Source organism: Halomonas sp. GD1P12, assembly GCF_025725645.1.
GTDB lineage: Bacteria > Pseudomonadota > Gammaproteobacteria > Pseudomonadales > Halomonadaceae > Vreelandella.
The window spans coordinates 1-23,489 of record NZ_CP107007.1 but is presented as its reverse complement, the minus strand read 5'-3'; the positions used below and the strand labels follow the sequence as shown (position 1 = coordinate 23,489).

Genomic DNA, 23,489 nt, shown 5'->3' with positions numbered 1-23,489 from the left:
TATACTGGCGCCGCCTATCACTGCCCGGAGCCTTTCATGACCCAGGACGAACTCAAAGCCGCCGTCGCCGATGCCGCCATCGACGAAATCACCCCGCACCTCGAAGCCAACACCGTGCTGGGGATCGGTACCGGCTCGACGGCGAATCTTTTCATCGACCGCTTGAAACCGCTGCGTGATCGCTTCAAGGGGGCGGTGGCAAGCTCGGACGCCTCGAAAGCGCGCCTCGAGGCGCTCGGTATCGAGGTATTCGAACTCAACGAAGTGGGATCGGTGCCCTTTTATATCGACGGCGCCGACGAAGTGAACGCTCACTTTCACATGATCAAGGGCGGCGGTGCGGCGCTGACGCGTGAAAAGATCGTGGCCGCCTGCGCCGAGCGCTTCATTTGCATCGCCGACGGCTCCAAACGCGTCGAGACGCTGGGGCGCTTTCCGCTCCCCATCGAGGTGATCCCCATGGCGCGCTCGTACGTCGCTCGGGAACTCGTCAAACTGGGCTTCGACCCGGTGTATCGTCAGGGCGTGGTGACCGATAACGGCAACCAGATCATCGATGGCTATGATCTGGCGATCGACGACCCGGTCGCGATGGAAGCGCGCCTGAACGCCATCGTCGGCGTGGTTACCAACGGCTTGTTCGCCGCTCGCGGCGCCGACGTGCTGCTGCTGGGCACCGACAAGGGCGTCGAGCGAAGCGAGCGCTAACTCACCGGGCCTTCACCATCCCGGGAAAGCAGCGCGTCGAGCCCCTTTAACGTGCGCGACAGCGCCCCCTGATGGTCGCGAATGACCTCAATGCCGGCCTGGCCCCGCGCGTTGGCAAGCGCGGGATCGTTTAGCAGCGCCGCGACCGCCGATGCCAACGCCGCCGGCGTCTCGACCTGCTCGAGCGCCCCCGCCTGCAAAAGCGGCTCGGCCACGTCGATGAAGTTCTCGAGCGACGGCCCGCAGAGCACGGGCCGGCCCAGGGCGGCGGGTTCGAGTACGTTGTGCCCGCCAAGCTTTACCAGCGAGCCGCCCACGAACGCCACGTCCCCCGCCGCGTAAAGCGTGGCGAGCTCGCCCAACGTATCGCCCAGATAGACCGCGACGTCATCAGCAACAGCGGCGTTCTCGCTTCGCCGCGCCGTTCTCCAGCCTTCTCGCTCGCAAAGCGCGGCCACCTCGTCAAAGCGCTGAGGGTGGCGCGGCACAAGAATCAAAAGCGCCTGTGGAAAGCGCTGGCGCAGCGCCCGGTGGGCGTTCAGGATGAGCGCCTCCTCGCCGTCCCGGGTCGAGCCCGCCACCCATACCGGGCAGTCGCTCTTGCCAAGTAGTGAGCGCTTACTCTCTTCAAGACGGCTATCGCTGACGGCCACGTCGAACTTGAGCGAGCCGATCACGCTGACGCGCCTGGGTGCGCCCAGGGCCTGGAAGCGGTGGGCATCGGCGACGGACTTCGCCGCCAGCCAGTCGACGTTAGCAAGGGCAGCGGTCATCAGCGGGCGAATGCGGCGATAGCGCGAAAACGCTCGCTCGGAGAGGCGTCCGTTGACCACCGCCACCGGCACGCCGCGCCGGGCGCAGGCGTGCAGCAGGTTCGGCCAGAGCTCGGTTTCGAACATCAGCGCCATCGCCGGCTTCACGCGGGCGACAAAGCGCCGCGCCGCACCGGGAAAATCCAGCGGCAGAAAGCGGTGGGCCAGGCGCGGCCGCGTTGTCTCGGTTTGAGCATCGATCAGCGCCTGTACCTGGCCGGCGCCGGTCGCAGTCATGGTGGTGATCAAAAGGCTGTGGCGCGGGTAGCGCGCCAGCAGCGCTTCGATCAAGGCTTTTGCGGCGCGCACCTCGCCAACGGAGGCGCAGTGCAGCCAGATCCTGGGGGCGGGCGGGAGCACGCCGAGGCCAAAGCCCAGGCGCTGGCGGCGCGGGTGAGTGGGCACTTGCTCACGCCAGATACGCCGAAAAATCAGCGCAGAGAGCGCGTAGAGCGCCGCCGAATACAGCCCCCGCGCCAGCCGCTGACGGGCGCCGGACTCGGTCGGCGACGCGGGCATCAGCGCTCGCGCTCGAGGATGGTGTCGATCATGGTGGAGGTGGAGACGCCGTCCTCGAAGCCGAGCACTTTCACTTCGCCGCCGTTGGCCAGCACCGCCTGATGGCCGGCGATCTCGTCCACGCGGTAGTCGCCGCCCTTGACCAGAATGTCCGGCAGCACCTCCTCGATCAGCGCCTGCGGGGTGTCCTCGCTAAAGGGCACTACCCAGTCCACCGCGCCGAGCCCGGCCAGCACCTGCATGCGCCGCTCGAGCGGATTGATCGGGCGCTTCTCGCCTTTCAAACGGCGAATGGAGGCATCGTCGTTGACCGCAACGATCAGCCGGTCACCCAGCCGCTTGGCCTGTTCCAGGTAGCTGACGTGGCCGGCGTGCAGAATATCGAAGCAGCCGTTGGTCATCACCACCCGCTCGCCGCGGCCGTGGGCGGCGCGTACGGCCTCGCAAAGCGCCGTCTTGTCGGTCACGCCGAACTCGGCGGGCCGGTCGCCGTAGTGGGCGCGCGAAAGCTCCTCGACGCTGAGCGTGGCGGTGCCGGGCTTGGCGACGACGAGCCCCGCGCCCAGGTTGGCCAGCATCATCGCGTCCGGAAGTGTACTGCCCGCCGCCAGCGCCAGCCCTAAAAGCGCGATCACGGTGTCGCCGGCGCCGGTCACATCGAACACCTCCTGCGCCCGGGTGGGCAGGTGCAGGGGCGCGTGGTCGCGGCGAATCAGCGTCATGCCCTTTTCACTGCGGGTGATCAACAGCGCCTCGAGTTCGAGCTCGGCGCGCAGCGCCTCGCCCCGGCGCTCCAGCGCCTCATCCGAATCGCACACCCCGGCCACCGCCTCGAACTCGCCCAGGTTGGGCGTGATCAGACTCGCCCCGCGGTATTTGGTGAAATCGACCCCCTTGGGATCGATCAGCACCGTCTTGCCCAACCGGTTGGCCATCTGGATCAGCCGCTCGACCTGGTTGAGCGTGCCCTTGCCGTAGTCCGAGAGGATCATCACGTCGACATCCGCCAGCGCCGCCTCCACCCGCCCAAGCAGCTCGTCGGTGTCGGTACCGGCCAGCGTTTGTTCGAAATCGAGGCGAATGAGCTGCTGGTTGCGGCTCATGACGCGCAGCTTGGTGATGGTGGGAAGCGCCTCGCTTACCTGGAAGTGAGTGCTCACACCAGCATCAGACAACGCATTGCGGAGCAAAATGGCGTGCTCGTCGCGGCCCACGACGCCGGCAAGCGACACCTGGGCGCCGAGCGAGGCGACGTTGAGCGCGACGTTGGCCGCCCCGCCCGGGCGGTCGTCGGCGCCGTCCACGCGAACCACCGGCACCGGCGCCTCCGGCGAGATACGCGAGGTGCTGCCGTGCCAGTAGCGGTCGAGCATGACGTCGCCCACGACCAGTACGCGGGCGCGGGCAAGCGCGTTGAGATCAACTTTCATTGGTAGGCCCCGTGGTGGTGGGTCGGGTGTGCTCGAGCAGCGCGTCGAGCTTTTCGATAACCTCGTCGGTTCTGATCAGGTCCATGGCGTCGGCGTGACGTACGCGCTGACCCCAGCTCACCTCTCCCACCGATTTATTCAGATAGGTACGCACCGCCTGGGGGTAGGCGTTGACGGCGAAATCGCGCCACAAATAGGGCGCGGCGCGCTGCGGATTGGTCGTGGCGTAGAGCCCGAGGGTCGGCGTGCCCAAGGCGTTACCCATGTGCGCCGGGCCCGTGTCCGGGGCGATCACCGCGCGCGCCTCATCGATCAGCGCCAGCACCCCTTTCAAGGAGGTGCCGCCGATCGCGTTGACGACGCTGCCGGGCTGGCAGAGCGCCTCGATCGCATCCCCCATTTCACGCTCGGCGGCGCTGCCGCCGCCAGTCAACACGCTTTTCAAGCCGTGGTGGGTAAAGGCGTGCTCGATGACGCTGGCATAACCTTTCACCGACCAGTTGCGAAAATTGCGCAGCCGCGGGTTGCTGCACGGGTTGATGACGATATAGGGCGCCTCGCCCGCCAGCGCCCGCGCCTCCTGGTAGGCGGTGTCGGGGATGGCCAGATCCCACATCAGGCGGTCGTCACTGACGCCGAGCAGGCGGGCGAAATCCATGAAGGATTCGAGCACGTGAGGATTGTTGCGAGGTGTGATCTGGCGCTGGGTGAACCAGTGCTGGAAATCCTTGGCGCGGGCCTTGTCAAAGCCCACGCGGACCTTCGCCTTGAGCCCGAGCGACAACACGCTTGCGCGAATCGCCTGCTGCATGTGCAAAAGCACATCGAAACGCGTATCGGCGAGCTCGCGCCAGATCCGGCGCATGCCGGCCAGGCCCGTGGCCTTGTCGAAGACGACGAACTCGACCCCGGACAGGCCCGCCAGTAGACTGTGCTCGCCTTTACCGATGATCCAGGTAATGCGCGCCTTTGGCCATTGGCGCTGCAGCGCGCGCACCGTGGGCACGAGATTGCACACGTCGCCCAGCGCGGAAAGGCGCAGGATGGCAATATGACGAGGATCCTTGGGCAGAGAGGGCTTCATGCGCTTAGCGGCACTCCGGCAAAAAAATTGGCTGATTCTACACGATGTGGACAGTTTAAGTGACGACGCGGCGCCACACCAACCCGGGCCCGCGCTCTTCGACGGGCAAGCGTGGCGCCGGGCGGGGCTGGTCACCGGCGAGGCGCCGGGGCGCGGCGAAAGCCTGTTCATCGACCGCGGCAACGAGCAGTGGGTGCTGCGCCCTTACCAGCGCGGCGGGCTCGTCGCCCATCTGTGCCAAAAGCGCTACCTGTGGCTCGGCGTCGAGCGCACCCGCGCCTTTCGTGAACTGCGCCTGACCGCCGCGCTTTATGATCAGGGCCTACCGGTGCCCCGCCCGGTGGCCGCCGGGGTGAAGCGCGAAGGTCTCGTCTACCAGGCCGCGCTGATCACCGTGCGCATCGAAGGCGCCCGGGCGCTGGCGTCGCGCCTGTCCGAGGAAAGCGTCGATGAAGCCCTGCTCGAACGGGTGGGTGAGATGATCGCGCGCTTTCACAAGAGCGGGCTCGACCACGTCGACCTCAACGCTCGTAACATCCTGATCGACGACGAGAATACGCCCTGGCTGATCGACTTCGACCGCTGCCGGTTTCGCCAGCCGGGCAGGTGGCAGACGGACAATCTCGAACGGCTGGCGCGCTCGGTGGCCAAATTCAGCGCAGCGACCGACGCCGTTCTGGCGGCGATTTCGGCGGGCTACGCCAGCGCGTCGTAGTAGCCCATCAAGCGTTTGACGTGCTGCCTGTTGCTGAAGTGGCGCTCGACCCGTGTACGCGCCGCCGCCCCCATCGCCCGGCGGCGCGCATCGTCTTCAATGAGCGCGGCCATGGCGCGTTGCCAGGCGTCGATATCGAAAGGCCCCACCAGCACGCCCGAATCCTTGTCGACGAGTTCGGGCAGCGAGCCGGTATTGGAGCCGATGATCGGCATGGCGCACGCCATGGACTCGATGATCGTCAGGCCAAACGCCTCGTTTTCCGAGGGAATGCACACCAGATCGAGCACCGGCAGGATCTCGGTGAGATCCGAGCGGTGGCCTAAAAAGCGGATTTTGTCGGCAAGCGGTGTGCCGTCGATCAGCTCCACGAGCGTTTGATAGAACTCCTCGGTGCCGCCGGAGGCGTAGTCGGTACCGCCAATCGAGACCGCGAAGAAGTCGAGCTCCTGGGGCAGCGCCAAAAGCGCCTTCACCCACACGTCCTGCCCCTTGCCTGGCGTCACCCGCCCGGGCAGCCCGATCGCCACCGCTGATTCGGGAATGCCGAGTTCGGCGCGTTTGGCGGCGATGCTCGCCCTATCCGTTACCGGGTGGTAGGTATCGATATTGACGCCGTGGGGCAGGCAGATCACGCGCTCGCGCGGCACCGGCAGGTTGTTGACGTTGCGTGCGTGGGTTGCCTGGCTGATGGAGAGCACGTAGTCGACGTTTCGATAGGCGAAGCGGTGATAGGGGCTTTTCTTGGCGCGCTGGCCGCCCACGTGGTCGGTATAGAGCACGCGAAGGTTCGGCAGCAGCAGCTTCAAAAGCGCGGTGAGGCGCAAGTCGCTCGACTTGTGACAGTGGACGATGCGTACGTTTTCATCGATCAGCCAGCGGCGGATACGCCAGGCGTTTTTCAGCGCATCCAGGTTGCTCGAAAACGCCTTGAAGGCCACGCCGTGTCGCTGGAAGTAGGTTTCGATACGGGTCTGGCGCAGGCAGATGCCGATAACCTCGACCCCTTCCGCGTGCAGATCCTCGATGACCCGGTCGACGTAGAGCTCCATGCCGCCCTTACCATCCGACATGCAAAGCTGTAGCACCTTCGCCGCTTTTCCACCCGCCGGGTGGTCGCCCTCTGTGTTTGCACCGCCAGCTTCTACACCGTCAGTTTCTAAACCCTTGGCCATTACGCCCCGCCTTCTCTGCGCCGTTCAACAAGTTCTCGGTTGTCTTGTAGTATACAGGCTGCAATTAACGGGGTATTCACCATGGCGCAGAAAGTGCTGGTCGTGCGTAACGACAAAATCGGGGATTTCATGCTGGCCTGGCCGGCGCTTGCCTGCCTGAAAAGCGCCTCGCCGACACCACACGTCAGCGTGCTGGTACCGGCCTACACCGAGGCGTTGGCCCGCGCCTGCCCCTGGGTGGACGAGGTGATCGTCGACCCGGGCAAGCGTGGTGGCAAGCGCGCGCAAAAGGCGCTGCTCGATACGGTCAAGGCCGCCCGCTTCGATGCCCTGCTGACGCTTTTCTCGACGCCGCGTGTTGGCCTTCTTGGCTGGCGGGCGGGCATACCGCTACGTTTGGCGCCCGCGACCAAGTGGGCCCAGATGTTCTACAACGCGCGGGTGACCCAGCGCCGCTCGCGATCAATAAAGCCCGAGTATCAGTACAACGTCGATCTGGCCTGCGCACTGCTGGAGCGGCTTTCGCTCAAGCTCGCTCGTTTGCCCGCGCCGCCTTTCTGGCCATTGGAGCGCGAGGTGGTCGCGCGCCAGCGAAAGGCGCTGGCGATGGACGCAACTGCCTGCGCGGTCATCGTTCATCCGGGCAGCGGCGGCTCGGCGGTGAATCTCTCGCTCGAGCAGTACGCCGCGCTGATCGCGAAGGTAAACACACGAACCGATGCCGCCCCCGCCTGGTGGATCAGCGCAGGGCCGGGAGAAGAGGCCCAAGCCGATGCCCTGATCCAGGCGCTGGCCGCGCAGGGCATCGCGGCCAAGCGGCTCACGCCGAGTGAAAGCGTCGAGGGGTTCGCCTATCAGCTTGCCGGCAGTGATCTCTTGATCGCCGGCTCCACCGGGCCTCTGCACATCGCCGGGTGTCTGAACATCGCCACCGCCGGTTTTTATCCGGCCAGGCGCTCGGCCACGCCGCTTCGCTGGCAAACCTGCAACGACGCCGACAAGCGCTTGGCGTTCAGTCCGCCGTCGAGCGCCGGCGAGCAGGAGATGACGGCCATCGAACTCGACGCTGCCGCCAGCGAGATCTCAGCGCTTCTCGACACCCTGCTTGCTGCGCACCCAGAGCGCGGCGTACTTGTTGAAGGTGGAGTGGGCAGAGAGAATGGCGAGCAGTAGCCCCTGTGCGCCGTCGCGAAAGCCCGCCTTGAGCAGATACATCTTGAGAAAACAGCCCAGCCCATGCATCAACCCTTGGCCGAGGGAGGCGCTCTTGCCCCGGGCGGCGCGCTGTTCGGCCCAGGCATCGGCGTAGTGGGCGGACTTTTCCAGGTAGTGGCGCACGTCGCGGTAGGTGTAGTGCAAAAGATCACCGCCCAAGGGAAGTACCTTGAGCGAATCCGGCACGACGAGCTTTTCGTGCACCAGCGCGGCGTTATAGGAAGCTTCCCCCTTGGGATAAAGGCGCAGCACCCGATCCGGGTACCAGCCGGAGTGGCGGATGAAGCGGCCAAAGCACCAGGAGAGCCTGGGCAGACTATATACCGCGGGCCCGTTTTCGACCGCTTTCAGGATGCTCTCTCTGAGCTCGTCGGTAACGCGCTCGTCGGCATCGATCATCAAAATCCAGTCACCGCGGGCCAGGGCCTCGGCGCGCTGGCGCTGAACGCCAAAACCCTGCCAGTCGGCCTCAACGCTGACGTTGTCGGTGAACTCCCGGGCAATGGCGAGCGTTTCGTCCTGGCTTCCGGCGTCGAGCACGGCGATGTCGTCGACGAAGGTGAGGGTTTCCAGGCAGGCGCGCAGGTGGTGCGCTTCGTTTTTGACGATCAGTACGGCGGAAATGGCCACAAATTACCCTTGTGCGTTCGAAGGCCGCGACCCGGCCGCCTTCGTTGGACTCATTCATCATTACCCGGACGGGAATCTGCCACCCGCGCACGACACATTTGGTAAGCTAGCATACTCATTTGGTTAAGGATGGAAAGGGATATGGCATGGCGTTGATAAGGAGCTATCGACTCACCCCTTGGCTGCCGCTTTTGATCGTTGGCGCAAGCCTTGGCTACGCCGTGACGGTGGTCACCCGCCTGCCCTGGTGGACACTTTTCCCCATCGCGGCGCTTTGGCTCACCCTGGGGCTCAAGCTTCGCTGGGGCGCACCCCAACGCGAGCGCTACAAACCGGTATGGCCCTGGTCGCTCGTGCCCTTGAGTCTTCTGGGTATCTACGTGTATCTCGCCGACAGCTTCGGCAATGTGGATCTCGGCGCGGTGTTTTTCCATCTGCAGGCGGGCATGACCGACCACGGCGGTGGGGGCAAGATGGTCATCGCCGCGCTCTACGTGCTGACCATGCTCGCGCTGTTAATTTCGATCACGTGGATGGCCCGCCGCGACCCGCGCTGGCGGCTGACGGAGCGCTTTTTCGCGCTGGCGCTGTTGGCCATCAACCCGCTGCTTTATGGCCTCGGTCAGCGCAGCGCAGCAATCGTCACCGACGACGGTGAGTGGCTCGACCGGCGCTACGTGGCCCCGCCCACCGCAATGCGCTCCGACGACCCGCCCAATTTGCTGCTGATGTACCTGGAGAGCCTGGAGCGTACCTACTCAAGCGACATCTTCGGCGACGCCTACGCCGACCTGGAGGCGCTGGGCGAGCGCGGCTGGGTGTTCGAAGGCGTGCGCCAGATGGACAACACCGGCTGGACCATGGCCGGCATGATCGCAAGCCAGTGCGGCGTGCCGCTGATGCCGGCGGGGCTTTTACACGACACCCAGTTCGAGCCGCTCACGCAGGTGGTGCCCGGGGTGAACTGCCTGGGCGACGTGCTGGCAGGCCAGGGCTACCGGCTGAGCTACCTGGGCGGGGCCAGCTCGCAGTTTGCCGGCAAGGGGCTTTTCTACAACGGCCACCAGTTCCAAACGGTCAAGGGCAAGGAGGACTGGCTCGCCAAGCTCGACGACCAGCAGTACGTCAACAGCTGGGGCGTTTATGACGACACCCTCTACAGCGAAACCGAGCGCGAGATTCGACGGCTCGAAAATGAGGACGACGGCCCCTGGGCGGTGGTCAACCTGAGCCTGGCTGGCCACTCCCCCCACGGTTTTCCGTCGCAAACCTGCATCGACCGCCAGGGCGACTTCGACGGCCAGGACATTCTCTTCTCGGTGAAGTGCTCCGCCTGGCAGGCGCGGGATTTGATCGAGCGCCTCGAAGCCGAGGGCCTTTTGGACAATACGCTCGTCGTGCTCCAGAGCGATCATTTGACCATGCGCGTGCCGGTGTGGGACCAGCTCACCGCGCTCGACCGCGACAATACCCTGATCATGCTCGGTGACGGGCTAGAGCCCCGGCGTATCCGGCGAAACGCCACCATGCTCGACGTTTTCCCGACGCTTCTGGAGGCGATGGGTATGACGCTGGATGAGCACCGCGCGGGGCTTGGAGTATCGCTTCTGGGCGACCGCTCGACGCTTACCGAGACGCACGGGCTCAACGTGCTCAACGAGCGGCTGCGCGAGGAAACCGCGCTGCAGCACCGGCTGTGGGAGGGCCTTGCCCCGCAGCGCCAGAACGCGACGCCCTCCCCCGCCGAGCAGGTCGTCGAAACGCCGTCCGACGCCCCGCTGGAAGTGGAGAATGTCAGCCGCTGACGATCACGCCGGGCGTGCCGGACTGCACCGCGCCCACGGCCTCGAAAACGCTCGCCTCGGTCAGCTGGTTCAAACAGTTGGTATGCCCCAGCGGGCAGACCCGCTTGAAACAGGGCGAGCACGAAAGGCCCAGGTAGTGCACCGTGGCGCTGTCGGTCAGCGGCGGGGTATAGCGCGGCGACGACGAGCCATAGAGCGCGTGGATCGACACCCCCACCGCCGCGGCCACGTGCATAAGCCCCGAGTCGTTGGTGACCACCTGGCGGCAGTCAGCGAGCAAATCCACCGCATCGGCGAGCGCGGTCTGCCCGCACAGGTTGTGAACGTGGCCAAGCCCTGCGCTGATTACCTCCCCCACCGCGTGATCCTTCGGCCCGCCGAAAATACGCACCTCGAACCCCTCCTCCACCAGCCGTTTGGCCAGCCCATGAAAGTACTCAGGCGGCCACTGCTTGGCCGGGCCATACTCCGCGCCGGGCATCATGCCGATCGCCGGGCGCGACGACAGCGCAAGCTTCAGGCGCAGATTCACCAGGTTGTCGTGATCCACCGAAAGGCGGGGCGCAGTGATGGGAAAATCGCCGCGCCGCGCTTCATCCCTGGAGACACCCAGCGAGACGAAGCGCTTCACGGTCTGGTCGAGCACGCGTTTATCGAGCTTTCGCGCCTCGGTCAACAGCCCGTAGCGGTACTCGCCGAGAAAACCGACCCGCGTTGGAATGCGCGCCAGAAACGGCACCAGCGCCGCCTTCCAGGAGCGCGGCAGCACGATGGCCATATCGAACCGGCCTTTCAAGCGCGCGGCCAGCTCGCGGCGGCTTTTGAGGCCAAACTCGCCGTGACCCACGCCCAGAGGCAGCACCTCGTCGACCTGGGGCATGCGCGCCAGAATCGGCTGCGACCACCCGGGAGCGACCACGCTCAAGGTCGCCCCTGGATGGCGCGCCTTGAGCTCGATGAACAGGCTCTGGGCCATCACCATGTCCCCCACCCAGGAGGGCCCCACGACCAGAAGCCGCTTGGCGGTGTCAGCCATTGAGCCACTCCAGGTACGCCTTCACGCCCTGAGCCACGGTCTTGAATTCGACGTCGCAGCCGGCGTCGCGAAGCCGCGATATATCCGCGCGGGTGTAGCTCTGGTAGCGCCCCTTGAGCTCGTCGGGAAAATCGATGTAGTCGATCTGGCCCTGGCCGTAGTAGTCGATGACCGCCTCGCCGATCGCCTTGAACGGCTCGGCGCGCCCGGTGCCCAGATTAAAAATGCCGGAAACGCCGGGGTGATCGAGAAACCACAGGTTAACGTCCACCACGTCGCCCACGAAAACGAAGTCGCGGCTCTGCATGCCCGCCTCATACCCGTCGAATGCGCCGAAGAGCTTCAGCGTCTGGCCATTTTTGACCTGGCCGTGGTTGTGAAACGCCACGCTCGCCATCTTGCCCTTGTGCTGCTCACGCGGGCCATAGACGTTGAAGTAGCGAAACCCGACGACCTGAGTGGTGAGCGCCGGCATGCGCGCGCGCACGTGCTGGTCGAACAAGAGCTTCGAGTAGCCGTAAACGTTGAGCGGCTTTTCGAACTCGGGCGACTCCTTGAATATTTCGCTACCGCCGTAGGTGGCCGCCGAGGAGGCGTACAAAAAGGCGATGCCGTGCTGCTCGCAGTACTCGAGCAGTACCTTCGAGTACTCGAAGTTGTTCTCCATCATGTACTGGCCGTCCCACTCGGTGGTATCCGAGCAGGCGCCTTCGTGAAAGATCGCCTCGATCGCAGGCAGATCACACGGCTCACCGCGCAAGGATGCCTGCACTTCCATCAGGAAGGCGTCCTTGTCGCGATAGTCATACAGCGTGCAGTCGACCAGGTTGACGAACTTGGTGCCGTCAGACAGATCGTCCACCACGATGATGTCGGTGCGCCCGCGTGCGTTGAGCGCCTTGACGATATTGGCGCCGATAAAGCCGGCCCCACCGGTCACTACGATCATAAGAACTCCTTGAAAAGCGCTCTGGTTGGCTTTGGTGCCTATAACCCATCTGCCTGGGATTGTATACTTGACGGCTTCTGAATTCATGGCCAATGGTGCTTTTTGCGATGAGTGTCTCGACGAACCAATCGACGCCGGATGTGTCGACCTTTCAAGGCTTGATCCTTGCGCTGCAGCAGTACTGGGCGGAACAGGGCTGCGTGATTCTTCAGCCGCTGGACATGGAAGTGGGTGCGGGCACGTTCCACCCGGCCACCTTCCTGCGCTCGATTGGTCCGGAAACCTGGAACGCCGCGTACGTACAGCCGTCCAGGCGCCCCACCGACGGGCGCTACGGCGAAAATCCGAACCGCCTGCAGCACTACTACCAGTTCCAGGTCGTGATGAAGCCCTCGCCGAAAAACTTCCAGGATCTGTACCTGGGCTCGCTCAAGCGCCTGGGACTCGACCCGCTGGTGCACGACGTGCGCTTCGTCGAGGACAACTGGGAGTCGCCGACGCTCGGCGCCTGGGGGCTTGGCTGGGAGATGTGGCTCAACGGCATGGAAGTGACCCAGTTCACCTATTTCCAGCAGGCCGGCGGCATCGAGTGCTACCCGGTAACCGGCGAGCTCACCTACGGGCTCGAGCGCATCGCCATGTACCTGCAGGACGTGGACAGCGTCTATGACCTGGTCTGGGCGATCGCCCCGGATGGAAGCAAGGTCAGTTACGGCGACGTTTATTTGCAAAACGAGCGCGAGCAGTCGACCTACAACTTCGAGCACGCCGACGTCGACCAGCTCTTCGCCAACTTCGACCACCAGGAGAAGGAGTGCGCAAAGCTTCTGGAAGCGAAGCTGCCGCTGCCCGCCTACGAGCAAGTGCTCAAGGCCTCGCACACCTTCAACCTGCTGGATGCCCGCCACGCGATCTCGGTGACCGAACGTCAGCGTTTTATTCTGCGCGTGCGCACCATGGCCCGCGACGTGGCCCACGCTTATTTTGAGTCGCGCAAGGCCGAAGGCTTTCCGATGGCAAGCGAGGCGCTTCGCCGTGAACTACTAGACGACCAGGGAGACGCCTGAATGGCCGCTGATACGCTGTTACTCGAACTCGGTGCCGAGGAGCTTCCGCCGACTGCGCTGGACGCGCTCTCGGACGCCTTCGCCGACGGTATCGAAAAAGGCCTGCGTGAGGCCGAGATCGCCTTCGATAACGTGATCGCCTACGCCACGCCGCGCCGGCTCGCCGTGCGCGTCGAGGGGCTCGCCGACAAGCAGCCCGACCGCGAAGTCGAAAAGCGCGGCCCGGCGCTGGCGGCCGCCTTCAAGGACGGCGCCCCCACCAAGGCCGCCGAAGGCTTCGCTCGCTCCTGCGGGGTCAGCATCGACGAGCTGATTCATCTGGAAACCGACAAGGGCACCTGGCTTGGCTATCGCGAGCATCAGGCCGGTGAAAGCGTTCAGGATCTGCTGCCGGCGCTGTTGCGCAAGACGCTGGGCTCGCTGCCGGTGCCCAAGAACATGCGCTGGGGCAGCTCGCGCATCGAATTTTCCCGTCCGGTTCACTGGCTGCTCGCGCTCTACGGTAGTGATGTGATCGCCGCCGAGGCGCTGGGTCTCGAGGCGAGCCGCACGACCTACGGCCACCGCTTCCACGCCCCGGACGCGATTCAGCTTACGCACGCCGACGACTACCTCGAGACGTTGGAGAACGCCTACGTGCTGGCGGATCGCACCCGGCGCCGCGAGCGTATTCGCGAGCAAGTGCTGGCGGAAGCCGAAGTGCACGACGCTACCGCGGTAATCGACGAGGATCTTCTGGTCGAAGTGAGCGGTCTGGTCGAGTGGCCGGTGGCGCTGACCGGCACCTTCGACGAGCGCTTTTTGAAAGTGCCCGGCGAGTGCCTGATTTCGTCGATGAAGGCGAACCAGAAGTACTTCCATCTGCTGGATGACGATGGCGCGCTCAAGCCGCTGTTCATTACCATCTCCAACATCGAGAGCCAGGATCCGCAGCAGGTCATCTCGGGTAACGAAAAGGTGATTCGCCCGCGCCTGGCGGATGCGGTGTTCTTTTATGACACCGATCGCAAGCAGAGCCTCGCCTCGCGCATTCCCCAGCTCGAAAGCGTCGTCTTCCAGCAGCAGCTCGGCACGCTGGCCGACAAGGTGCGCCGTAGCACCGCGATCGCCACTTACATCGCCCAAAAAATCGGCGGTGACACCGGCCACGCCCAGCGCGCGGTAGCGCTGGCCAAGTGCGATCTGGTGACCGAAATGGTGCTCGAATTCCCCGAGCTTCAAGGCATCATGGGCCGCTACTACGCCGAGCAGGACGGTGAGCCCGCCGAGGTCGCGCAAGCGCTCGAAGAGCAGTATCTGCCCCGCTTCGCCGCGGACGATATTCCGCAAAGCCAGGCCGGCCGGGCGCTGGCGCTGGCGGACCGCCTCGATACGCTGGTAGGCATCTTCGCCATCGGCCAGCGCCCGACCGGCGCCAAGGACCCGTTCGCCCTGCGTCGCGCCTCCATCGGGGCGCTGAACATTCTGGTCAAGGGCGAGCTCGACCTGGATTTGCGCGAGCTTCTGAGCGTGGCCGCCGAGCAGCATCGCGAGCTTGCCAAGGATGGCCTGGTCGACGACGTATTGACCTATATGCTGGATCGCTTCCGCGCCTGGGGTCAGGACGAGGGCATCAGTGCCGAGATGTATCTGGCCGTTCGCGCCCGCCCGGTGACCAGGCCGCTGGACTTCGCCCGCCGCCTGCGCGCGGTCAAGGCCTTCACTCAGCGCGAGGAAGCAGCGGCGCTGGCCGCAGCTAACAAGCGCGTCTCCAACATCCTCGCCAAGCAGGAGCACGACGGCAGCACTCGGGTCGATGAAGCGCTGCTGCAGGAAGACGCCGAGCGCGCGCTGTATGAGGCGGTCACCCAGAGCCAGACACGGGTCGCCCCGCTGTTTGCCGAAGGCCACTACCAGCAGGCGCTGGACGCGCTCGCGGAGCTTAGAGCCCCGGTCGACCGGTTCTTCGACGAGGTAATGGTCATGGCAGAAGATTCAGGCGTGCGCCAGAACCGTTTGGCGCTGCTGGCGAGCCTTCAAGCACTCTTTTTGGAAGTGGCGGATATTTCACTACTGCCGCAGTAACTTCCTTGAAACGCGATGTCGAGAGGGGCGCCTTGCGCCCCTTTTTTTATGATTACCCATATCTCTTGAGCCCATTTTTCAAGCGCCGTGTTTCACGTGAAACACTTTTAAACCGCGTGCTAAACTCACCGGCATTAGCGCTACGCTGCGACGTTTTCATTGTGGTAAAGGTGATCGCGGCCTACCGAGAACATATATGTATGACGAGTTTTTAAAGCAAGCCTACCCCCACCAACACGCCTCGATGGCTTACCATCAATTGGGTGAAGAGCGGGTTTGGCTCAAGCGAGCCGTAAAACGCAACGGACGCTTTGCCTATACGCCGCTTAATCTGTTTGCTCGCGTGCTCAAGGTCGAAGCGCTCAAGCCCGTACCGAATCCAGGCGGTGAAAAAAGCATCCAAACGGAAGTAGCCCGCCTTGAAGCGCTCGACGCCGCCGGCATTCCTGTACCACGGCTGCTGGCGTTTAATTCTCAGGCGCTGCTGCTGGCGGACGCGGGTACGCCGGAAGCCCCCGCCTCGACGCTGCTGCATTGTTTGAAGCGAGCCGAGTCGCCGGAAGATGTCGACCGTCTTCTGCGGCTGGGCATCGAGGCGCTCAACGATGTCCATCGTCGCGGCTTTTACCTGAGCGAGGCCTTTACGCGCAACATCCTGGTCGTGAACGGGCGCCACATCGTCTTCATCGATTTCGAGACCGACCCGGGTGACATACACACGCCGCTCGATTGTATGGTACGCGACTGGTACTGCTTTATTTTCTCGCTCTACGGCAAGCTGCACACTTCGCCGCTTCAACGTGAACGCCTGACCCCGGCATTGATCGAAGGGCTCAATCGTACCCGCAGTGACGTCTCCACCGCTTTCAAGGCGGCCCTGTCGCCGCTTCTTCGCCTGCAGCGTATTCCGTTCAAGCGCTTCGGAAGCGACGGTAGAAAAATTCATTCAACCCTGCAATCGCTCGCCATTTTGCAGCGGCGTATTGCGTGAGACGTATTCACATGCCTTTTACTGCCAAAAAACTGGTGATTCTCGATCGTGACGGCGTGATCAACCAGGATTCCGATCATTACATCAAAACCCTCGACGAGTGGGTGCCCTACCCCGCTTCGATCGCCGCCATCGGCGAGCTGACCCGCGCGGGCTATACCGTGGCGCTGGCCACCAACCAGTCCGGCCTCGCTCGAGGCTACTTCGATGAAGCGACCCTCACTGCCATGCACGAAAAGCTCGAACGGCTGGTTGAAAACGTAGGGGGAAAGATCGCGCATATCGCTTTTTGTCCCCACGGGCCTTCCGACGACTGTAGCTGCCGTAAGCCGCTACCGGGGCTGCTCCTCGAAATACAAAGCGCGCTCGACCTGGATTCGCTCGACGGTAGCTGGCTGGTGGGCGATAGCCTGCGCGATTTACAGGCCGGTGAGGCAGCGGGGAGCCAGCCGGTTCTGGTCAAAACCGGGAAGGGGCAAAGAACACTGGAGAAGAACGAAGGGCTCGATAACGCGCGCGTTTTTGACGATCTCGCTGCGTTTACCCGCTGGCTGCTGAAAGAGTACGCTCACTGATTACCGTGGCTTCAACCCGTATAAAAAAACGCCGCGATCTTTCGCGGCGTTTTTAGTTTGCACTGTTTCACGTGAAACACGTGGTATCAGATGTCCAGGTTGGCGACCAGCGCGTTGGTTTCGATAAAGTCGCGGCGCGGCTCGACTTCGTCGCCCATCAGAGTGTTGAACATGATGTCCGCTGCGACGGCGTCCTCGATGGTCACGCGCAGCATACGACGACTGTCCGGGTCCATGGTGGTTTCCCAAAGCTGATCCGGGTTCATCTCGCCCAGCCCCTTGTAGCGCTGGACGGAGAGACCACGCTGACCTTCGTGCATCAGCCACGCCAGCACCTCGGAGAAGTCCTGAACCGGCTTCTGGCGCTCGCCACGGGCGATGAAGGCGCCCTCTTCCAGCAGATTGTTGAGCGTTTCACCCAATGCCGTCATGGCGCGGTAATCCGTGCTTTCGAAGAAATCGAGCCCCCACACGTACTCGGTGGTCACGCCGTGAGCGATCAGCGACACCGTGGGCAGCATCAGACCGCGCTCGCTATCCTCTTTCAGGTAGAAGTGGTAGCGCGGGCCGCCTTCGTAGGCCACACGTTCGTCCATGGTGGTTTGCAGCTCGGCAATCCAGTTCTCCATGGTGACGCGATCCTTGAGGCTCGCCTCGCCCTGCAGCGCGCTTGCGTAAACCGCCTGGCGCAGTACTTCGATGGGAAACACGCGACCGAGCCGGTCGATACGCTTCATGACGTTACGGTACTGATTCACCAGCGACTCGAGCTGCGAGCCGGTGATCGCCGGTGCGTCGGCGTTGACGTGTAATCCGGCGCCGTCGAGCGCGGTGGTGGTCAGGTAGTCGACCATCGCCTGCTCATCCTTCAGGTAGAGCTCCTGCTTACCGCGCTTGATCTTGTAAAGCGGCGGCTGGGCGATGAAGACGTGACCGCGCTCGATCAGCTCCGGCATCTGGCGGAAGAAGAACGTCAACAGCAGCGTACGGATGTGCGAGCCGTCGACGTCGGCATCGGTCATGATGATGATCGAGTGATAGCGCAGCTTGTCCGGGTTGAACTCCTCGCGGCCGATCCCGCAGCCCAGCGCAGTAATCAGCGTGCCGACCTCGGCAGAGGAGAGCATCTTGTCAAAGCGGGCCTTTTCGACGTTCAGGATCTTGCCCTTCAGCGGCAGGATGGCCTGAGTGCGGCGGTCGCGCCCCTGTTTGGCGCTACCGCCGGCAGAGTCGCCCTCCACCAGGTAAAGCTCGGACTGGCTCGGGTCCTTCTCCTGGCAATCCGCCAGCTTACCCGGCAGGCCGGCAATATCCAGCGCACCCTTGCGCCGCGTCATGTCGCGCGCCTTACGCGCCGCTTCCCGAGCGCGGGCGGCGTCGAGCATCTTGTTGACGATCGCTTTCGCTTCGTTGGGCTTCTCGACCAGGTACTCGGCCAGAAGCCGCCCCATCTCCTGCTCGACGGCCGTCTTGACCTCGCTCGAGACCAACTTGTCCTTGGTCTGGGACGAGAACTTGGGATCCGGCACCTTTACGGAAATGATCGCCGTGAGGCCTTCGCGGGCGTCATCACCGGAGGTGGCGACCTTGGCTTTCTTCAAAAGCCCTTCCGCTTCGATGTAGTGGTTCAGCGTGCGCGTCAATGCTGCACGAAAGCCGGCCAGGTGCGTACCGCCATCGCGCTGAGGAATGTTATTGGTGTAGCAATAGATGCTTTCGGTAAAAGCGTCGCTCCACTGCATCGCCACTTCCACCTCGACGCCATCGTCGCGCACCGCGTTGAAATGAAACACCGGGTTAAGCGTCGACTTGTTCTTGTTGAGGTGATTCACGAACGCCTTCAAGCCGCCTTCGTAGTGAAACAGCTCTTCACGGCCATCGCGCTCGTCCATCAAACGAATCGCCACGCCGGAGTTCAAAAACGATAGCTCGCGCAGACGCTTGGCCAGAATGTCGTAGTGGAACTCGATATTGGCGAAGGTGTCTGGCGACGGGCGAAAGTGCACCTTGGTGCCACTTTTCTCCGTTTTACCGACCACGCCCAGCGGCGCCTGAGGCACGCCGTGCTGGTAGTGCTGCTCGAACACGTCGCCTTGCCGCCAGATGGTGAGTTTTAGCTCGGAGGAGAGCGCGTTGACCACCGACACGCCAACGCCGTGAAGCCCGCCGGAGACTTTATAGGAGTTGTCATCGAACTTACCGCCGGCGTGCAGGACGGTCATGATGACCTCGGCGGCGGAAACGCCCTCCTCCTTGTGCAGCTCGGTCGGGATACCGCGACCGTTGTCGCTCACCGTGATGGACTCGTCCGGGTGAATCACCACGCGAATTTCACTGCAGTGGCCCGCCAGTGCTTCATCGATGGAGTTATCCACCAGCTCGAAAACCATATGGTGCAGCCCGGTGCCATCGTCTGTATCGCCGATGTACATCCCCGGACGCTTGCGTACCGCATCGAGCCCCTTGAGCACCTTGATGCTTGATGAATCGTAAGCCTGCTCGCTCATTGACCACTCCGTCGTGAAGTCTGTCTCGTTCCGTGTCATCTATCCGGTTGGGGCTAGCCGACCGAGACCCTGTTCGTCGTGTTTCACGTGAAACATTCGAATTTGAGTCGCTGGCTGCCACACGTCGCTAAGTACGTCCGGATCGACGCTGGTGATGAATACCTGACACTGCATCTCTTCGAGCAGCGCGCAAAATAGCTTGCGGTGTTCGAAATCGAGCTCGGCCGGTAGATCGTCTATCAGATAAATGCATTGCCGTTTGGCGCTGCTTTCCAGAAGCCGCCCCTGGGCAAGCTTCAATGCGCTAACCACCAGCTTCTGCTGGCCTCTGGAAAGCACTTCGATTGCTGGCTGTTTGCCTAGCCGTATTCGCAGGTCCGCCCGTTGTGGCCCCTGCTGGGTAAAGCCCATCTGCTGGTCCGATGCGCGGCTGGCTTTCAGTACGTCTGCAAGCGAGCGTTTGACGTCCCAGCCCCGGGCATAGCGCAGGGTAAGCCCTTCGATGGGCAACAGACGCTCAAGCGTTTGTTCGAACACGGGTAAAAAGGCACTAAACCATGTATGACGCAGCGCATCCATTCGCTCGCCGGACTCGCAAAGCTCTTGCTCCCACACCGCGATTTCCGCATCGGTTATTCTACCACGCCTTAGCAGCGCATTCCGATGTTTCACCGCGCGGCGAGCGCGTTTCCACGCGTGTAAAAAATCATGTTTCACGTGAAACACGCCCCAATCCATGAACTCGCGCCGACCGGCGGGTGACCCCTCCAGCAAGCGAAAGGCATCCGGATTGATGAGCTGAAGCGGCATGGCATCGACCAGCTCTGCCAGACGCACGCCTTTTTGCCCCTTCAAACGCAGTTCCAGCTCACGCTCGGCACGAAGACGGCGTACCCCCAGGGCAACCTCCGGATCACCGGCCAGACGGCCGTAGAGCGTCATGGCGGGGGCTTCAAACTGGATGGCGTGCTTGAGCTGGCGAGTACGAAACGAGCGCCCCATACCGAGGATGTGGATGCCTTCCAGCAGGGTAGTCTTGCCGCTGCCGTTCGCACCGTGAATCAGGTTGACGTGGGGCGAAGGCGCAAGCTCTACCGCAGCCAGGTTTCGAATGCCTTGAAAGTTGAGCTGGGTCAGGCTCATTTCGGGATCACCCTGTCAATGCGTGAAAAAAACGGCGCCTTTGAGGCGCCGCCTTGCGGGGTGATATCAAAGCCGCATGGGCATGACCACGTAGAGGGCATCGCCGCCGCCGGGCTCTTCCAGCAGCGCGCTGCTGTTCGGGTCGGCTAGCGTCATCTGCACACGGTCCTCGTTGAGCACCGCCAGCACATCGACCAGATAGCCAACGTTAAAACCGACTTCCATGGCGGGACCGGTGTATTCGATCGCCACGTTCTCTTCGGCTTCTTCCTGCTCCGGGTTGTTGGCCATCACCTTGAGGTTGCCTTCTTCCAGATACAGGCGCACGCCACGGTACTTCTCGTTGGAAAGAATCGCGGTACGCGACAGCACCTGACGTAGCTCGGCGCGCTCGGCGATCAACACCTTGTCACCGTTTTTGGGCACCACGCGCTCGTAGTCGGGGAACTTGCCGTCGATCAGCTTCGAGGTGAAAGTGAAGTCGCCGGTGTGAGCGCGCAGGTGGGTCGCCCCCAACGTCAGGCTCACCGGCTCATCGCTGTCGTCCAGAAGGCGCGAAAGCTCGAGGATACCTTTACGGGGCACGATCATTTTCTGGCCCTGTTCGATGCTGACATCGACGTCTCGTGAGCACATCGCCAGCCGGTGGCCATCGGTGGCGACGGCGCGCAGCAGCTGATTCTGGATATCGAGTAGCATACCGTTGAGGTAGTAGCGTACATCCTGCTGCGCCATGGCAAAGGAGGTCGCCTCGATCAGATGCTTGAGCGTGCCGCGCGGGATGCTCAGCTCCTGGCTACCTTCGCCATCCTCGATGTTGGGGAACTCCGCAACCGGCAGGGTCGATAGCGTGAACCGCGAGCGGCCGCTGCGCAGTACCGCTCGCCCCTCTTCGAGGGCTAGCTGGATCTCGGACTGATCCGGCAGCGATTTACAGATGTCCATCAACTTGCGCGCGGGAACGGTCGCGCCGCCCTCCTGCTCCACCTGGCTTGCCACCGTACGGCCGACCAGCTCGACCTCGAGGTCGGTGCCGGTCAGCGCGACCTGATCGCCCTCGACCTGAATCAGCACGTTGGAGAGCACCGGCAGCGTTTGACGGCGCTCGACCACGCCGGCTACCAGCGTGAGGGGACGTAGCAGCGCCTCTCGGGAAATTGAAAACTTCATCACTACTCCGGGTTAAAGGATCAATGGCCGCATCGGCTCGTCGAACATCTATGTATGAACAGGCGCATTGCGAAGGCTCAACTGGTGAGCAGGCGCATGAGGTTTTTGTAATCCTCGCGAATGTCGGCGCTCTCTTCCTGCAGCGCTTTGACCTTGCGACAGGCGTGCAGCACCGTCGTATGGTCGCGCCCGCCAAAGGCATCGCCGATTTCCGGCAGGCTGTGGTTGGTCAGCTCCTTGGCCAGCGCCATCGCCACCTGGCGTGGCCTCGCTACCGAGCGCGAACGGCGCTTGGAGAGCAGATCCGCCACCTTGATCTTGTAGTACTCCGCCACCGTGCGCTGGATGTTGTCCACGCCCACCTGCTTGTCCTGAAGCGCGAGCAGATCCTTCAGCGATTCGCGGATGAAATCCTGGGTAATCGGCTTGCCCATAAAGTGAGAGTCGGCGATGACTTTCTTGAGCGCGCCTTCGAGCTCGCGCACGTTGGAACGAATCTTTTGGGCGATGAAGAACGCCGCATCGTGCGGCAAATCGACGCTTGCCTGGTCGGCCTTTTTCATCAGGATCGCCACGCGGGTTTCAAGCTCTGGCGGCTCGATGGCCACCGTCAACCCCCAGCCAAAGCGCGATTTCAAGCGCTCTTCCACGCCGTTGATCTCTTTGGGATAGCGATCCGAGGTCAGAATCATCTGCTGACCGCCTTCCAACAGCGCGTTGAAGGTGTGGAAAAACTCCTCCTGCGAACGCTCCTTGCCGGCAAAAAACTGAATATCATCAATGAGTAGCGCGTCGACGCTACGGTAAAAACGTTTGAAATCGTTGATTGCGTTGAGCTGCAGCGCCTTGACCATATCGGCGACGAAGCGCTCGGAGTGCAGATAGACCACGCGGGCGTTTTCACGCTTGCCCGCCAGGGCATTGCCCACCGCGTGCATCAAGTGGGTTTTACCCAGGCCCACTCCGCCATAGAGAAACAGCGGATTGTAGGCGCCGCCCGGATTTTCCGACACCTGCCGGGAGGCCGCGCGGGCGAGCTGGTTCGACTTACCCTCGACAAACTTGTCGAAAGTGAAGTTGGGATTGAGGCCGCTTGCGTGCTTGAGACTGCCCTCGACCTGTACCTGACGCTCGCCGGTACGCTTGTTTGCAGACTCCTCGCGCTCGGCATCGATTTCGCGCTCGTCGGCGATATCGCCACGCGGTGGGGTATGAACCGCCGGCGCAGCGGGGCGCTGGGGTGCGGCCGACACCGGGTTACCCAGCTCTCGCGGTTGGGGGGCGGCCGCACGGCGGCTACCAACGGTCAGACTCACCTTGGGCGGCTTTGCCGGTGATAGCTCGCGGATCAGCTCACTGATGCGCTTGGCGTATTTATCGCTCACCCAGTCGCGCACGAAACGGTTCGGCGCCAGCAAGCAGAGCTCGTTGGTGCCTCCCTCTTCGGCCTGCAAGGGGCGAATCCATGTATTGAACTGCTGGGAGCTTAGTTCGTCCTGCAGATAATCCAGGCACTGCTGCCAAAGCGCGAGTGACACTCATCTCACCATCAGTTGAAAACGGCCGACTATTGTAGCGCTCAGCCTTCCTGTTATCCACACGTGCAAGGGCTCCTTTTTGGCCTGTGGACAACTTGGCACGAGCTATCGGGAAAAGTTCGGTGCGGTGTGGGGACAGTTCGCTTAACGGTGTTTTTCTCCGGCAGTATCCACACCCCTTTCACATCTTTCAAGCCGCTTTTCGACCGCTTATGCACACATTTTTTATAGTTTTAACCACCTGTTAATAAAATATAAAAAACACTTATCCACAAATAGTATCCCCACCATTAATAACAGCAGGTTTAAAATAACTTTATTAGTAATAGTAATGTCTCGATGCGCGCGCTTTAAGG

At 62.8% G+C, this 23,489-nt stretch carries 19 protein-coding genes; 8 read left to right on the top strand and 11 right to left on the bottom strand.

What is annotated here, in order from left to right:
- Positions 1-36 precede the first annotated feature (36 nt).
- Entirely contained in the window at positions 37-708 is a 672-nt protein-coding gene (rpiA, locus tag OCT39_RS00095) for a ribose-5-phosphate isomerase RpiA (protein WP_263585708.1), read from the top strand.
- Here rpiA and waaA read toward each other — a convergent pair.
- From waaA to OCT39_RS00080, 3 genes are read right to left on the bottom strand one after another with little or no spacing between them, the layout of a single operon-like run.
- Positions 705-2,039: a lipid IV(A) 3-deoxy-D-manno-octulosonic acid transferase gene (gene waaA / locus OCT39_RS00090; RefSeq protein ID WP_263585707.1), complete on the bottom strand. Its 1,335-nt coding sequence runs from the start codon at positions 2,037-2,039 to the stop codon at positions 705-707. The genes rpiA and waaA overlap by 4 nt on opposite strands.
- Positions 2,039-3,469, bottom strand: coding sequence for a bifunctional D-glycero-beta-D-manno-heptose-7-phosphate kinase/D-glycero-beta-D-manno-heptose 1-phosphate adenylyltransferase HldE (hldE, locus tag OCT39_RS00085; RefSeq protein ID WP_263585706.1), 1,431 nt, complete (start codon positions 3,467-3,469; stop codon positions 2,039-2,041). Before hldE ends, waaA begins: the two co-directional genes overlap by 1 nt.
- Complete coding sequence (locus OCT39_RS00080; RefSeq protein ID WP_263585705.1) at positions 3,459-4,553, bottom strand: glycosyltransferase family 9 protein; 1,095 nt, start codon at positions 4,551-4,553, stop codon at positions 3,459-3,461. The genes hldE and OCT39_RS00080 overlap by 11 nt, the downstream gene beginning before the upstream one ends.
- Between OCT39_RS00080 and OCT39_RS00075 the strand changes: the two genes are divergently transcribed.
- Positions 4,552-5,268, top strand: coding sequence for a 3-deoxy-D-manno-octulosonic acid kinase (locus OCT39_RS00075; RefSeq protein ID WP_263585704.1), 717 nt, complete (start codon positions 4,552-4,554; stop codon positions 5,266-5,268). The genes OCT39_RS00080 and OCT39_RS00075 overlap by 2 nt on opposite strands.
- Here OCT39_RS00075 and OCT39_RS00070 read toward each other — a convergent pair.
- A complete protein-coding gene (locus OCT39_RS00070; protein WP_263585703.1) occupies positions 5,250-6,443 on the bottom strand; it encodes a glycosyltransferase family 4 protein in 1,194 nt (397 codons plus the stop codon). The two genes, OCT39_RS00075 and OCT39_RS00070, sit on opposite strands and share 19 nt — an antisense overlap.
- 81 nt (positions 6,444-6,524) lie before the next feature.
- Between OCT39_RS00070 and OCT39_RS00065 the strand changes: the two genes are divergently transcribed.
- Entirely contained in the window at positions 6,525-7,616 is a 1,092-nt protein-coding gene (locus OCT39_RS00065; RefSeq protein WP_263585702.1) for a glycosyltransferase family 9 protein, read from the top strand.
- Here OCT39_RS00065 and OCT39_RS00060 read toward each other — a convergent pair.
- Entirely contained in the window at positions 7,527-8,288 is a 762-nt protein-coding gene (locus OCT39_RS00060; protein WP_263585701.1) for a glycosyltransferase family 2 protein, read from the bottom strand. The genes OCT39_RS00065 and OCT39_RS00060 overlap by 90 nt on opposite strands.
- A gap of 146 nt (positions 8,289-8,434) precedes the next feature.
- Between OCT39_RS00060 and OCT39_RS00055 the strand changes: the two genes are divergently transcribed.
- A complete protein-coding gene (locus OCT39_RS00055; RefSeq protein WP_263585700.1) occupies positions 8,435-10,093 on the top strand; it encodes a sulfatase-like hydrolase/transferase in 1,659 nt (552 codons plus the stop codon).
- Here the strand turns inward: OCT39_RS00055 and waaF are convergent.
- On the bottom strand, positions 10,083-11,129 hold the full coding sequence (waaF, locus tag OCT39_RS00050) for a lipopolysaccharide heptosyltransferase II (RefSeq protein ID WP_263585699.1): 1,047 nt from the start codon (positions 11,127-11,129) through the stop codon (positions 10,083-10,085). The genes OCT39_RS00055 and waaF overlap by 11 nt on opposite strands.
- Positions 11,122-12,078: an ADP-glyceromanno-heptose 6-epimerase gene (gene rfaD / locus OCT39_RS00045; protein WP_263585698.1), complete on the bottom strand. Its 957-nt coding sequence runs from the start codon at positions 12,076-12,078 to the stop codon at positions 11,122-11,124. The genes waaF and rfaD overlap by 8 nt, the downstream gene beginning before the upstream one ends.
- A 107-nt stretch (positions 12,079-12,185) precedes the next feature.
- Between rfaD and glyQ the strand changes: the two genes are divergently transcribed.
- From glyQ to gmhB, 4 genes are all read left to right on the top strand, one after another.
- A complete protein-coding gene (gene glyQ, locus OCT39_RS00040) occupies positions 12,186-13,145 on the top strand; it encodes a glycine--tRNA ligase subunit alpha (RefSeq protein WP_263585697.1) in 960 nt (319 codons plus the stop codon).
- Entirely contained in the window at positions 13,146-15,209 is a 2,064-nt protein-coding gene (gene glyS, locus OCT39_RS00035; protein ID WP_263585696.1) for a glycine--tRNA ligase subunit beta, read from the top strand.
- 196 nt (positions 15,210-15,405) lie between these two features.
- On the top strand, positions 15,406-16,200 hold the full coding sequence (locus OCT39_RS00030) for a lipopolysaccharide kinase InaA family protein (RefSeq protein WP_263585695.1): 795 nt from the start codon (positions 15,406-15,408) through the stop codon (positions 16,198-16,200).
- Between the two features lie 11 nt (positions 16,201-16,211).
- Entirely contained in the window at positions 16,212-16,775 is a 564-nt protein-coding gene (gmhB, locus tag OCT39_RS00025; protein ID WP_263585694.1) for a D-glycero-beta-D-manno-heptose 1,7-bisphosphate 7-phosphatase, read from the top strand.
- Between the two features lie 86 nt (positions 16,776-16,861).
- Here the strand turns inward: gmhB and gyrB are convergent, their stop codons facing one another.
- The 4 genes from gyrB to dnaA form a co-directional block, all read right to left on the bottom strand.
- Positions 16,862-19,282 (bottom strand): DNA topoisomerase (ATP-hydrolyzing) subunit B, encoded by a 2,421-nt coding sequence (gene gyrB / locus OCT39_RS00020; RefSeq protein WP_263585693.1) that lies wholly within the window; start codon positions 19,280-19,282, stop codon positions 16,862-16,864.
- A 39-nt stretch (positions 19,283-19,321) separates the two neighbouring features.
- Positions 19,322-20,425, bottom strand: a complete 1,104-nt coding sequence (gene recF, locus OCT39_RS00015) for a DNA replication/repair protein RecF (RefSeq protein WP_263585692.1) — start codon at positions 20,423-20,425, stop codon at positions 19,322-19,324.
- 66 nt (positions 20,426-20,491) lie between these two features.
- Positions 20,492-21,595 carry a DNA polymerase III subunit beta gene (gene dnaN / locus OCT39_RS00010; protein WP_263585691.1) on the bottom strand — a complete coding sequence of 368 codons (1,104 nt, stop codon included), beginning with the start codon at positions 21,593-21,595 and terminating at the stop codon, positions 20,492-20,494.
- Positions 21,596-21,672: 77 nt separating this feature from the next.
- Entirely contained in the window at positions 21,673-23,133 is a 1,461-nt protein-coding gene (gene dnaA, locus OCT39_RS00005) for a chromosomal replication initiator protein DnaA (protein WP_263585690.1), read from the bottom strand.
- Positions 23,134-23,489: the final 356 nt, after the last annotated feature.